At 71.8% G+C, this 13,091-nt stretch carries 8 protein-coding genes; 2 read left to right on the forward strand and 6 right to left on the reverse strand.

Annotated elements, in window-relative coordinates; all coding sequences use genetic code 11:
* The 6 genes from NM203_RS15275 to NM203_RS33515 all read right to left on the reverse strand — a co-directional run bounded on the left by NM203_RS15275 (position 1) and on the right by NM203_RS33515 (position 6,502).
* Positions 1-1,512 carry a zinc ribbon domain-containing protein gene (locus NM203_RS15275; protein ID WP_255060831.1) on the reverse strand — a complete coding sequence of 504 codons (1,512 nt, stop codon included), beginning with the start codon at positions 1,510-1,512 and terminating at the stop codon, positions 1-3.
* Positions 1,509-3,173 carry a S53 family peptidase gene (locus tag NM203_RS15280; RefSeq protein ID WP_408633356.1) on the reverse strand — a complete coding sequence of 555 codons (1,665 nt, stop codon included), beginning with the start codon at positions 3,171-3,173 and terminating at the stop codon, positions 1,509-1,511. The genes NM203_RS15275 and NM203_RS15280 overlap by 4 nt, the downstream gene beginning before the upstream one ends.
* A complete protein-coding gene (locus NM203_RS15285; RefSeq protein ID WP_255060832.1) occupies positions 3,174-3,890 on the reverse strand; it encodes a sirohydrochlorin chelatase in 717 nt (238 codons plus the stop codon).
* A complete protein-coding gene (locus NM203_RS15290; RefSeq protein ID WP_255060833.1) occupies positions 3,890-4,594 on the reverse strand; it encodes a phosphoadenylyl-sulfate reductase in 705 nt (234 codons plus the stop codon). Before NM203_RS15290 ends, NM203_RS15285 begins: the two co-directional genes overlap by 1 nt.
* Before the next feature lie 3 nt (positions 4,595-4,597).
* Positions 4,598-6,280 (reverse strand): nitrite/sulfite reductase, encoded by a 1,683-nt coding sequence (locus tag NM203_RS15295; protein WP_255060834.1) that lies wholly within the window; start codon positions 6,278-6,280, stop codon positions 4,598-4,600.
* Between the two features lie 117 nt (positions 6,281-6,397).
* Positions 6,398-6,502 (reverse strand): Ms4527A family Cys-rich leader peptide, encoded by a 105-nt coding sequence (locus tag NM203_RS33515; protein WP_408633357.1) that lies wholly within the window; start codon positions 6,500-6,502, stop codon positions 6,398-6,400.
* A gap of 84 nt (positions 6,503-6,586) precedes the next feature.
* On the opposite strand from NM203_RS33515, the gene hemW reads away from it, so the two are divergent.
* Both hemW and NM203_RS15305 read left to right on the forward strand, forming a co-directional pair.
* Complete coding sequence (gene hemW, locus NM203_RS15300; protein WP_255060835.1) at positions 6,587-7,717, forward strand: radical SAM family heme chaperone HemW; 1,131 nt, start codon at positions 6,587-6,589, stop codon at positions 7,715-7,717.
* A gap of 105 nt (positions 7,718-7,822) precedes the next feature.
* Positions 7,823-12,973: a type I polyketide synthase gene (locus tag NM203_RS15305; protein WP_255060836.1), complete on the forward strand. Its 5,151-nt coding sequence runs from the start codon at positions 7,823-7,825 to the stop codon at positions 12,971-12,973.
* Positions 12,974-13,091: the final 118 nt, after the last annotated feature.

Below are 13,091 nucleotides of genomic sequence, written 5' to 3' on the forward strand. Positions count from 1 at the left end.
TCATCGCGGCGGGTCGTCGCGCCACCGGAAGCTGTTGACGTACTTGCCCATGTCGAGTGCGAGCAGGAAGTTCGCGCCGGACGGGTGGCCGGAACCGAAGTCGGGACTGAACTCCCGGAACGGACCCGCCCCGGCCGCGACGAGGGCGTAGTCGTTCTTCACGGCGACCATGACCAGGACGCGGTTGCGGCTGTCGTCGCCGACCGACGCACTGGGGAACACGTCGTCGACTTCGCCGTAGCCGAGGTGGTAGCCCACCAACGCGTTGGGCACCTCGTAGGCGAAGGTGGCGTCGCGGTAGTGGTCGGCGATGAGCTGCTTGGCGATCTCCCGTGCCGACCTGCCCTCGGCGGGCTGGCCGAACAGTCGCAGCACTCCACCGTCGCCGGCGCCGAGTTTGAGCACCACGCCGTTGTCCTCGAACGTCGCCTCGTACGCGGTGCCCTCACCGGGATAGGACACCGAGAACTCGCCGGATCGGGCGGTGAACCGGGGATTGGTCGACACCGGCTCGGCGATCGGCGGACGGCCGCAATCGGGCGGACAGACGTATGCGGGCGGCGTCGGGGCCAGCGCGGTCGCCAGGGCCTGCGAGCCCGCGGTCACGCCGACGACCGCCACCGTCAGCGCAACGGTCAGCCGCCGGGTGTGCCGAGCCGGTGCGTTCGGCGGCGCCTCCCCGTCCGGCAGCGTCGCGCGCAGCACCACCCGGAGAACGACGAGTGCCAGCACGGCGAGGAGCGCGTAGATCGCCATCTGTACCCCGAACGGCGGCGCGACGATATCGAGCACGCCCAGTCCGAGAAAGGCGATCACGGCGAAGGCGATGGGCGGTGCCGGCGACGTCGCGGCGTACCAGCTCGGGCGTGGTGCGGGCGGGGCGAACCAGAGGCCGACACCGACCGCACCCGCGACCGCCGCCGCCGTCACGGGGATGGCGACGCCCTGAACCATCGCGGCCACCGCCAGATTGGTGACGGAGCGGGTGCTCTCGGTGTCGATGCCCGCGACGAACGACGGCGCCAATCGCGTACACGTGCTCGAGCCGATGAAGCCGGCCGCCGAGAGCATTCCGACGAGGTAGCCGTTGATCGACTCCCGCGACCCCGGCCGCCGGAACCGGACGAGCAGCACCGGGGCGAGCAGGCACAGCACGAAGGCCGCGGGCACCGCCAACGCCGTCACCACGAGCCAGGTCGTGCTGGGCGGAATACCAAGCGCGTCACCGTCTTCGCGCGCGGCGGCGGCATCGGTGCCCAGCGCCCACGCGACGCCCAGCGCCACACTGAGAACGGCCACGAACACCAGCACCCGTGCCGACAGGCGGGTGACGGCGCCGCTCTCGAGGACGTAGGCGAGGAACAGCAGCGGCAGGCCGAGGCCGACGAGGGCGATCAGCGGCGGCTGCCATCGCCAGAGCGCCGTCGCGAGCAGAAGTCCGACGACGCTCGCGAACGCGATGCCGAACACCGCTCGCGACCGGCGCGGTAGCAGCGGGAAGAGGCCCGTCATCGCGGGGCGGCCCCCCGCTGGATGTCGAGGAGGTCGGCCGCGAGGGCCTCGATGTTCGGGCTGCCGAGTCCGGTCACCAGGTCGTAGCCCTGCCGCGAGAGGTCGACCGCGTTGCCGCCGAGGCTGACGTCCCGGAAGCCCGGCGCTCGGGCCCCCGACGCCACTCGGTAGAGCAGCGGGTTGATGTCGCCGAGCGGGCGGCCGCCGTTGGCGCTCAGGTACTGGTTCATGATCGCGGTCAGGCCCGCCCAGATCGGCGCGGCCTGCGAGGTGCCCGCGCCGACCAGATCCTGGCCGTCGAAGCGGATTCGCACCCCCGTGAACGGATCCGCTACGGCCGAGACGTCGGGTGTCAGCCTGCGCAGCTTCCTGCCCCCGTCGCGGTCGATGGAGATCCCGCGCTGCCACGACGGCCGTGGGAACAGTCGCGATACGCCGCCGCTGGTGCCCTGCGACAGCGGCGAGTCGACCCACGCCTGCTCGGCCAGCCATCGGCCGTCCTCGTCCGTCGACAGCGTGGTGCCCCCGACCGACGTCATCGCGGGCAGCGATGCGACCGCGTCGAGTCCGACGTCGTCGGGACCGGGCGGTGCCGACCAGTCGGCGCCGCCCTTGCACTCCAGCCCTCCGGTGTCGCCGCTGGCGTCGAACGCCGACGTGCCGTTGTCCTGCGCGCGCTCGAGGGCCGCCTCGACGGGCTTCAGATCGGTCGCGGTGATAAGGGCGTCGCACCCCCAGCCGATCGACAGACTCCACACCGCGCCCGGAAAGTCGCGATTCGTGGCGTCGAACATCTCGCCGATCAGTTCGTAGGTGCGCCCGCCCTGCAGCGTCGGTCTGGCGTTGACGACGACCTTCCTGGCGTCGGGTGCCACGGCGTGGGCCACCTGCAGATCCATCACCGTCTCGCTGCTCGAGCCCTCGGGCATGCCGCCGACGACGGTGGGCTGCAGCGGCGGCAGGCCGGACCCGGCGGCGAACTCGTCGAGGTCGGTCTGGTCGAAGCCGCCGAACGCGAAGACGACGATCGTCTGACCGGTGCCGGTGAAGCCCTGTCGGACAAGCGAAGTGGCGTTATACGCCTCGAGTAGCGCCGTGGGGTTCAGGCCGCGTAGCGGCACGTCGAGTGCCAGGTGCGCCGGCGTCGCCTCGCGATGCGGGGTGTATCCGAGGATGCGGCCGACGTCGGTGACGTCGCCCGCCGCGGTCGGCACCAGCGGCTGGCTCGCCGAGGCGTAGAAGATCTGGCCGACGCGGCCGCGGTAGTCGTGGACCGGTGCGTCGAACGCCTCGGAGATCGTCCGCGCGTCACCCTCGACGATCGCCCAGTCCGCGCCGGGTTGCCAGCGCACGTCGAGTCCGCGATCGGCCGCCCACCGCATCAGGGCGGCCGGCCGTGCCGTGCCCCGCAACGCCACGGTGAGCTGGGTGTGCGCGCGGTGCGACGGGCCGAGATCGCGGGACGAGGCGAGCAGCGCCGCGTACGGGCCGCCGATGGCGGGCCGCGGGGGCGGGGACTCGCTGCGGGTCGACCCGATCGCCGTGCCCGCGAGCAGTACCGACGCCGTCAGCCAGCAGCCGAGTCGGCGCAGCGACGGACCCCGCGACGGGGAGGGGACTGCGCTGGCGGGCACCCGTGCATCGTGGCACAGGTGCGGCATTCAGGCGGCGACGTTCGCAGCAGCGGTGTCGTCGAACCGGTCCAGCAGCGTCGCGGCGACCAGATTGTGCGAACCGAGCGGCTCGCACATCGGAATGCCCAGTCGCGCTGCGGAACTCGCGACGCGGTCGGTGATCCTGCCGGGCGCCAGGAACCACGGCGCGACGACCAGGCGGCGTGCGCCCCGGTCCCGCAGGCGGGCTGCCGCCTCGTCCAGCGTGGGGTGCGGACCCGTCGCGAACGCGACCTCCGCACCGGTCCACGCGGTGCCGGCGCTCAGCGCCGGGGCGACGGTGGCGGTGCGGGCGTTGGCGGTGTCGCTCGACGAGCCGACCGCGACGACGATGACGCCCAGACTCGAATCATCGGGTGCCACACCGCTTTCCGCGAGCCGCCGACCGAGCAGGCTGATGAGCGCGGGATCCTCGCCGAGGGTGTCCGCCAACTCGACGGCGGCGCCGGACGCGGCGATGTCACGGGGAATGTCGACGCGGGCGTGGTAGGCGCTGGCCAGCAGCATCGGCACCACCACCGCCGGTGTGCGCCGGGCGGCGAGCAGAGCGAGCACGTCGGGCAGCCGCGGCTCCGAGTGGTCGAGGAACGCCGTGCGCACCTCGAGCCACGGGCGGAGCCGACGGATCCGTCCGGCCAGCGCGTGGGCGACGGCGGCGGAGCGAGGATCCGCGCTGCCGTGCGCCGTCAGGACGAGGGCACTCATCAGGAGGCGTGCAGACCGCACTCGGTCTTGGCCTGCCCGGCCCAGCGGCCGCTGCGCGGGTCGGCGCCGGCGACCGGCTTGGCGGTGCATGGTGCGCAGCCGATGGACGGATAGCCCTCATCCACCAGCGGATTGACCAGAATGTCGTTCGCCTCGATGTAGGCCTGCATCTCGTCGTCCGACCACGGTGCGATCGGGTTGATCTTCACCAGGCCGAACGCCTTGTCGAAGCTGATCAGCGGGGCGTTGGCGCGGGTCGGCGCCTCGACCCTGCGAATGCCGGTGACCCACGCCGAGTAGCCCTTGAGCGCCTTGGACAGGGGCTCGACCTTGCGCATCCGGCAGCACTCGCCGGGATCGCGGGCGAACAGGTTCTTGCCGAAGAGCCGGTCCTGCTCGGCGACGCTGTGCTCGGGGGAGGTGTTGACGACGTTGACGCCGTAGACCGCTTCGACCGCGTCGCGGGTGCCGATCGTTTCGGCGAAGTGGTAGCCGGTGTCGAGGAACAGCACGTCGACGCCCGGTCGCACCTGTGCGGCCAGGTGCACCAGCACCCCGTCCTGCATGTTCGACGCCACCACGTACTCGGCGCCGAAGTTCTGGTCGGTCCAGCGCAGCAACTCCTCGGCTGAGGCGTCGACCAGTTCGGCCGCTACGCGCTCGGCCAGCGCTACCAGGTCTTGCTCAGTTCGCAGGTCTGTCATGTCCTACCTCAAATCCGCATCGTCGGCGCGTACCGCCCACGTAGCGAAACGCTCTCCGGCCTCGCGTTGTTTCACGAAGTTGCGAACAACCCGCTCGATGTAGTCGCCGAGCTCGCTGGACATCACCTTGTGCTGACGGAGCTTGCGACCGAAACCGCTGTCCAGACCCAGGCTTCCCCCCAGGTGCACCTGGAAACCCTCGACCTGGTTGCCGTCCCCGTCGTCCACCATCTGGCCCTTGAAGCCGATGTCCGCGATCTGGATGCGGGCGCACGAATTGGGGCAGCCGTTGATGTTGACCGTCACCGGGACGTCCAGCTCGGCGTTGATGTCCTCGAGCCGCTTCTCGAGCTCGGGCACCAGCGTCTGGCTGCGCTTACGCGTCTCGGCGAAGCTCAGCTTGCAGAACTCGATACCCGTGCAGGCCATCATGTTGCGCCGCCAGTGCGACGGCGTCGACGGCAGGCCGAGTGCGTCGAGCCCGGCCCGCAGTTCGTCGAGCTTGTCGTCCGGGACGTCGAGGACGATCAGCTTCTGATACGGCGTGAACCGGATGCGGTCGCTGCCCGCGGCCTCGGCCAGGTCGGCGACCTTGGTGAGGATGGTGCCCGACACGCGGCCCGCGATCGGGGCGACGCCGACGGCGTTGAGGCCGTTCTTGAGCCGCTGCACTCCGACGTGGTCGATCGGCCGGGTGACCGGTGTCGGTGCGGGGCCGTCGATGAGCGGTCGCTTGAGGTACTCGGTCTCGAGCACGTCCCGGAACTTCTGCACGCCCCAGTCCTTGATGAGGAATTTCAGCCTCGCCTTGGCCCGCAGGCGCCGGTAGCCGTAGTCGCGGAAGACGCTCACCACGCCCTCCCAGACATCGGGCACCTCGTCGAGCGGCACCCAGGCGCCGACGCGCTGGCCCAGCATCGGGTTCGTCGACAGGCCGCCGCCGACCCAGAGGTCGAAGCCGGGACCGTGTTCGGGGTGCTCGACGCCGATGAACGCGACGTCGTTGACCTCGTGCACCACGTCCTGCAGGCCGGAGATCGCGGTCTTGAACTTGCGCGGGAGGTTGGAGTACTCCGGCTTGCCGATGTAGCGCATGACGATCTCGTTGATGGCCGGCGTGCCGTCGATGACCTCGTCGGGGTGTTCACCGGCCAGCGGCGAGCCGAGCACGATGCGCGGGCAGTCGCCGCACGCCTCGGTGGTCTGCAGGCCGACCTCGTCGAGGCGCCGCCAGATCTCCGGCATGTTCTCGACCTCGATCCAGTGGTACTGGATGTTCTGGCGGTCGGAGATGTCCGCGGTGTCGCGGCCGAATTCGGTGGAGATGCCGCCGAGCGCGCGCAGGGCCGCTGCGGTGAGCGCACCGCCGTCGCTGCGGACCCGCAGCATGAAGTACTCGTCCTCGAGCATGTCGGTGTTGTCGTCACCGGTCCACGTGCCGTCGAAGCCCGGCTTGCGCTGCGTGTACAGGCCCCACCAGCGGAAGCGGCCGCGCAGGTCGCCCTTGTCGATGGAGTCGAAGCCGCCGTGCGCGTAGATGTTCTCGATGCGCTGCCGCACGTTGAGCGGGTTGTCGTCCTTCTTGGACTGCTCGTTGGCGTTGAGCGGCTCGCGATAGCCGAGTGCCCACTGGCCTTCGCCCTTCGGGCGCTTGACGGGCTTCGGCTTGGAATCAGCGGTGGTCATGCGGGGGATTGGCCCTTCTTGCGAGGAGCCGGCGTGCGAATCGCGCTGTTCACCGGGGGCTGTCCGGCGGCGCAGATCCGGGCGGCCAGCTGGAAGTTCAGTGGGCAGATCTACACGTCAGGGAAGACAGCAACAGCTACATACGCGCTTGAAGTCGACGTGCCGCCGGGCCACCAGCGCAATGCGGGTGGGGGTGTTGCGGGCGGAGGTCACGTCGGCCATTGTGCCACGAAGCCCGTCATCTACCCTAACCGGGCCAGATTTGCGCTCGTGCTGAGCAAAACCGATCTCTGGGACACTTGTCCGGTGACTCCCCGGCCGTTCGGCATCTACGTTCACGTGCCGTTCTGCGCCACCCGGTGCGGGTACTGCGACTTCAACACCTACACACCCGGTGAGCTGGGTGGGGCCACGCCGCAGGGCTGGCTGGAGGCGCTGCGCCGGGAACTGGCACTCGCCGCGGCGAGCCTCGAGCACCCGCGCGAGGTCGCGACGGTGTTCGTCGGCGGTGGCACACCGTCGTTGCTCGGCGGCGACGGCCTCACCGCCGTCCTCGACGCGATCCGAGGGCACTTCGCTCTGGCGGCCGACGCCGAGGTCACCACCGAGGCCAACCCGGAGTCCACGTCACCGGCGTTGTTCGACGCGCTGCGGCGGGCGGGCTACACCCGCATCTCGCTCGGTATGCAATCGGTCTCGCAGCGCGTGCTCGCGGCGCTGGACCGCGTGCACTCGCCGGGCCGCCCGTTGGCCGCGGCGGCCGAGGCGCGGGCGGCGGGCTTCGACCACCTCAACCTCGACCTCATCTACGGAACGCCGGGGGAGTCCGACGACGATCTGCGGCGCTCCGTCGACGCCGCGATCGACGCGGGTGTGGACCACGTGTCCGGCTACGCGCTGATCGTGGAGGACGGCACCGCGCTGGCGCGCCGGGTGCGCCGCGGCGAACTGCCCGCGCCCGACAACGACGTGCTCGCCCACCGCTACGAGCTGCTCGACGGCGCGCTGACCGGAGCCGGGTTCGACTGGTACGAGGTGTCCAACTGGAGCAGGCCGGGTGGGGCGTGCAGACACAACCTCGGCTACTGGCAGGGCGGGGAGTGGTGGGGCGCCGGGCCGGGCGCGCACGGCTACCTCGGCCGGACGCGGTGGTGGAACGTCAAGCACCCCAATGCGTACGCGCGGGCGCTGGCGCACGGGGAACTGCCCGTGGCCGGCCGCGAGGAACTCACGTCCGTCGACCAGCACGTCGAGGATGTCATGCTGAGAGTCCGTCTGCGACAAGGTCTTTCACTCGACCGGCTCGACGCCGACGAGCGCGGCCGGGCACGGGAGCTGTGCGGCAGCGGGCTGCTGGTGGAGCGCGCCGGCGCGCTGGTGCTCACCGACCGGGGCCGTCTGCTGGCCGACGCCGTGGTGCGCGACCTGCTGCCCTGAGGGTATCCGCCTGGACCTGGTCGAGATGTGTCACCATAGTGCGCATGTCGGACGGTTTATTAGGCAAGCCTATCCACAATTTCCAAACAATGGACACCCGCTGACGTGGCGCTCGAACCCATCGCCGTCATCGGAGTCGCCTGCCGCGTCGCGGGCGGCGTCGCCACGCCCTCCGACTTCTGGACCTTCCTGATCGAGGGACGCAGCGACGTCCGCGAGATTCCCGAGGAACGGTGGGAGCCCTACCTCCGGCGCGACCCGCGTAACGCGGCCGTGCTGCGCGAGGTCACCCGCCTGGGCACGTTCCTCGACGACCTACCCGGCTTCGACGCCGAGTTCTTCGGTGTCTCGCCGCGCGAGGCGGAACTCATGGATCCGCAGCAGCGGCTCGCCCTCGAAGTCGGTTGGGAGGCACTCGAACACGCCGGGGTGGCGCCGAAGACCCTGGCGGGCAGCGACACCGCCGTGCTCATGGGCGTCAACTCCGATGACTACGGCAAACTCGTCATGGAGGATCTGCCGGGCATCGAGGCGTGGACCGGCATCGGCACGTCGCTGTGCGGGATCGCCAACCGCGTGTCGCATCTGCTGGACCTGCGCGGACCCAGCGTCGCCCTCGACGCGGCGTGCGCGGCCTCACTCGTCGCCGTGCATCAGGCGTGCCAGCTGCTGCGCGGTGGCGAGACGTCGCTGGCGCTGGCCGGCGGCGTCAGCGCGCTCATCGGGCCCGGGCTGACGCGGGTTCTCGACGAGGCCGGCGCCACCGCCGCCGACGGCAGGTGCAAGACGTTCGACGCCGCCGCCGACGGATACGGTCGCGGGGAGGGCGCGGGCGTCGTGGTGCTCAAACGGCTTGCCGACGCGCAACGCGACGGCGATCGCGTGCTGGCCGTCATCCGCGGCGGCGCGATCGCGCAGGACGGCCGCACGGTCGGCATCATGTCGCCCAACGGCGCCGCCCAGGCCGACATGTTCCGGCTGGCGTGTGCGACGTCCGGAATCGACCCCGCCAGCGTCGGATTCGTCGAGGCGCACGGAACCGGCACTCCCACAGGCGATCCCACCGAAATCAGCGCGATCGCAGAGGTGTACGGGGCCGGCCGCGCCGACGATGACCGGTGCCGCGTCGGCTCGGTGAAGCCCAACGTCGGCCACCTCGAGGGAGGTGCGGGCGTCGTGGGTCTGATCAAGGCCGTGCTCGCCCTGCACCACGAGACGATCCCGCCGACCGCGGGCCTGAGCAGGCTGACTCCGGCCGTCGACTGGGCCGCCAGCGGCCTGCGGGTGCCGACCGAGGCCGAGCCGTGGCCGCGCACCGACGTACCGCGCCGCGCGGCCGTCTGCAGCTACGGATACGGCGGCACCATCGCCCACGTCCTGCTCGAGGAGGCGCCGGCCGCCGCGGCCGCCCCGCCGCGGCAGCCGACCGGCCCGTGCGTGGTCCCGCTGTCGGCCCGGTCCGCGGTCCGGCTCGAGCGGCAGGCCGACGCGCTCGCCGACCACCTCCGCGCCACCGAGCGGACCGTGTCGACGGTCGCGGCCACGCTGTGGGCGCGCCGGGGGCACGAATCCGTGCGCGCCGCAGTCGTCGCCGAGCACCCGCACGAACTCGTTGCGGGCCTCGACGCGCTGACGCGCGGCGACTCGGCGACCACCCTGGTCACCGGCACGGTGCCCGCGGGCGAACCGAGGGACGCCGTCTGGGTGTTCTCCGGGCACGGCTCGCACTGGGCGGGGATGGGTCGCGAACTGATCGCCGCCGAACCCGCGTTCGCCGCCGTCATCGACGAGGTCGACACGGTGTTCCGCGTCGAGTTGGGCTTCTCCGCACGTGAGGCGCTGACCTCCGGTGAACTGGGCGGCACCGACCGCGTGCAGGCGCTCACGTTCGCGATGCAGGTGGGTCTCGCCGCGGTGCTGCGCGCGCGCGGAGTCGTCCCGGCGGCCGTCATCGGCCACTCCGTCGGCGAGGTCGCGGCGTGCGTCGTGTCCGGCGTGTTCGACCTGAAACACGGTGCGGCCGTTGCCTGTTATCGCGCTCGCGGCTTCCGCTCGGTGGCGGGCGAGGGTGCGATGGCGCTGGTTCGGCTGCCCTTCGCCGACGCCGACGCCCGGCTCGCCGGTCGGACCGACGTCGTCGCCGCCATCAGCGCCTCGCTGGAATCGTGCGTGATCTCCGGTGTCCCCGAGGCCGTGACGCGGGTGTGCGACGAGTGGGCCGCGGCCGGCGTCGTGGTGCGGCGCGTCAATACCGACGTGGCATTCCACAGCCCGGCGATGGACGCTCTCACCGCCGACCTGGCGCGCAACGTGGCGCGGCTGCCGCCATCGCGATCCGCGACCGTACCGCTGTACTCGACGGCGCTGGCGGACCCGCGCTCGACGGCACCGCGGGACCCCGCCTACTGGGTCGCCAATCTGCGAGGGCGAGTCCGATTCGCTGAGTCCGTTGCCGCGGCGGCCGATGACGGCCACCGGCTGTTCCTCGAGGTGTCGGCGCACCCCGTCGTCTCCCATTCCGTCATCGAAACCCTGCTCGGCCTCGGCATCGACGAGTACGGGGCGGTCCCGGTGCTGCGCCGCGACGCCCCGGAGGTGCGCGCCGTGGCGACGTCGGTGGCGTGGCTGTACTGCCACGGGGCGAGCGTCGACCACGGTGTCGCACTCGACGACGAATGGGCGCACGACCTGCCGACCACCCAGTGGCGGCACCGGCACTTCTGGCGGGTGCCCACCCCGCCACCGGGCGGCCGGGGTGTCCACGACACCGCGAGCCACACCCTGCTCGGCGGTCGCACCGACGTCAACGGCGCGGTCGCGACCACGATGTGGCAGACCCGCATCGACGTGGACAGCAGGCCCTATCCCGGCGACCACCCAGTCCAGGAAACCGAGATCGTCCCCGCCGCAGTGCTTCTCAACACGTTCCTCACCGCAGCCCACGGCGGCGAACCGGCCGGCCACTCCGAATGCACCGGCATCGGGCTCGCCGACGTCCACCTGCGCACCCCCGTGGCGCCCGGCCGTGCGCGCGACCTCCAGGTCGTACTTCAGGACAGCGCGCTGACGCTGTCGTCGCGACTCGTCGACGCCGACGAGGACGGCGGCTGGCTCACCCACAGCAGCGCGGTCGTCGCCGTCGAGGACGACATCGAGGAACTGCTCGAGACCGACGTCGACGTCGAGGCGGCGCGGCTCAGGTGCACGGAGGAGCTGCCGCAGCGCCACGTCGTCGACACCCTCGCCACGCTGGGAGTAGCGGCGATGGGCTTCGACTGGGACGTCCGGGAGCTGCGGCGCGCCGAGGGTGAACTGTTGGCGGTGGTGGCGGCGCGCGCCGATGGCGGCCCGCCGACGTCCTGGGCGTCACTCGTCGACGCGGCGACGTCCGCGGCCTCCACCGTCTTCGACGGACCGCCGCGGCTGCGGATGCCCGCCCGCATCGAGCGGGTGCACGTGCACGGCGCGCCGCCCGCGGTGGCGACGCTGCTCGTCCGCCGTCGGCCGGGCACCACGACCACCGACGTCGCGATCGCGGACGGGTCGGGCCGGGTCCTCGTCTCGATCTCGGGGATGACTTTCGAGGAACTCGAGGACCCCGGCGCGATCGGCGACACCGGTCGCCTGCTGCACCACGTCGCGTGGCGTGACGTCGCGTGGAACGAGGCGGAGCGGCCCAGCGGCGTGGTCCTCGTCGGAGGGGACGTCGACGGACTGGACGCCGCCGTCCGCGATCTGACCGCCGCGGGCGTGCCGTACCTGGCGATCGAGGACCCCGCTGAGATCGCCGTCCTCGCCGCCGAATTCGACGGCCTGCCAGCCGAATTGGGGCACGCCGCGGTCGTCGTCGTGCTGCCCCGACGCGACGACGCCCCCGAGGCGTCGGTCGACCTGGTGATGCGGACGCTGACGCTGCTGCAGGACCTGAGCCTCGGTGCGCGGCTGTGGGTGCTGACCAGCGGCGTGCACGAGGGCGGCGGCCTGACGCACGCGCCCCTGTGGGGACTGGCCCGCGTCGCGGCCGCCGAACACCCGCACCTGTGGGGTGGTGTGCTCGACGTGGCCGACGACGAACCGGTGCCGCTCGGTGCGCTGACGGCGCTGCACGGTCACGGGGTGGTCGTGGTTCGCGCAGGCGCCGCGCGGGTGGCCCGGCTGGCGCCCGCCGACGGCACGGCCGGCGAACCGATGGCGTGCGCGCCGGGCGGGACGTACCTCGTCACCGGCGGCACGGGGGTACTCGGCTTGCGGATGGCTCAGCGCCTCGCCGACCTCGGGGCCCGACGCCTGGTGCTGCTGTCGCGGTCCGGCCTGCCCGAGCGCGCGGCCTGGAGCGCCGTGCAGTCCGAGGCGGTGCGCGCGGTGTCGGCGTTGGAGGAGCGCGGTGTCACGGTGACGGTGGCCGCGGTGGACCTCGGCGCACCCGGCTCCGCCGACGCGCTGCGGACCGTGTTGCGCGAGCTGCCGCCGGTGCGCGGCGTCATCCACTGTGCCGGCGTCGAAGCCGGTGCGCTGCTGGCGAATACGACTCCGGAGGACTTCGCGACCGCCATGCATCCGAAGGTGCACGGCACCCTGGTGCTACACGAGGTGTTCCCGCCGGAGCAACTCGACTGGATGGTGCTCTTCTCGTCGTGCGGCTACCTCGCCGGCTTCCCCGGCCAGGGTGCCTACGCGTGCGCGAACTCGTTCCTCGACGCGATGGCGCGCTACCGCCGCGGCCTCGGCGACCGCACCACCGCCGTCGCGTGGACGGCGTGGCGGGGACTCGGCATGGGGTCGGCCTCGGAGTTCGTCGCCGCACAACTCGACGCACTCGGGATGGGCACCGTCGGCGCCGACGACGCGCTGCGCGCCCTCGACCTCGCCATGCGCGACGACGACGCCAACGTCGTCGTCCTGCCCGTGCTACCGGCCGCGGCAGCGGTGCCGATCCTCGCCGACGTGGCCCCCGCGGATGACGACGACGCGGAGCCCGCCGCCGAGCCACTGCAGACGGACCCGGACTGGCTGGGCGCGCAGGTGCTCGCGGCGGTCGCCGGACAGCTCGGACTGGCCGACGCCGACGTCGACCCGGATCTGCCGCTGGTGGAACTCGGCGTCGACTCGATCATGACGGTGCGGCTGCGGCGACAGCTGGAGAAGCAGACCGGGTTGTCGCTGCCGCCGACGCTGCTGTGGGAGCACCCGACCGCGGCGGCGGTGACCGAATTCCTCGCGAGTTCGGCGTGTTCGGTTGCGTCCAGCGCCATGTGAAGTCTCAGGACATCGCGTACAGGGGTATGTCTCGGGACATCGCGTACACCTGATCGGGCTGGGTGGATCCAGAGTGGTTCATGGCCCAGAAGGTGACGGCGATGGATACGCGTGCGTT

The organism is Mycolicibacterium arenosum, from assembly GCF_024320865.1.
Taxonomy (GTDB): Bacteria; Actinomycetota; Actinomycetes; order Mycobacteriales; family Mycobacteriaceae; genus Mycobacterium; species Mycobacterium arenosum.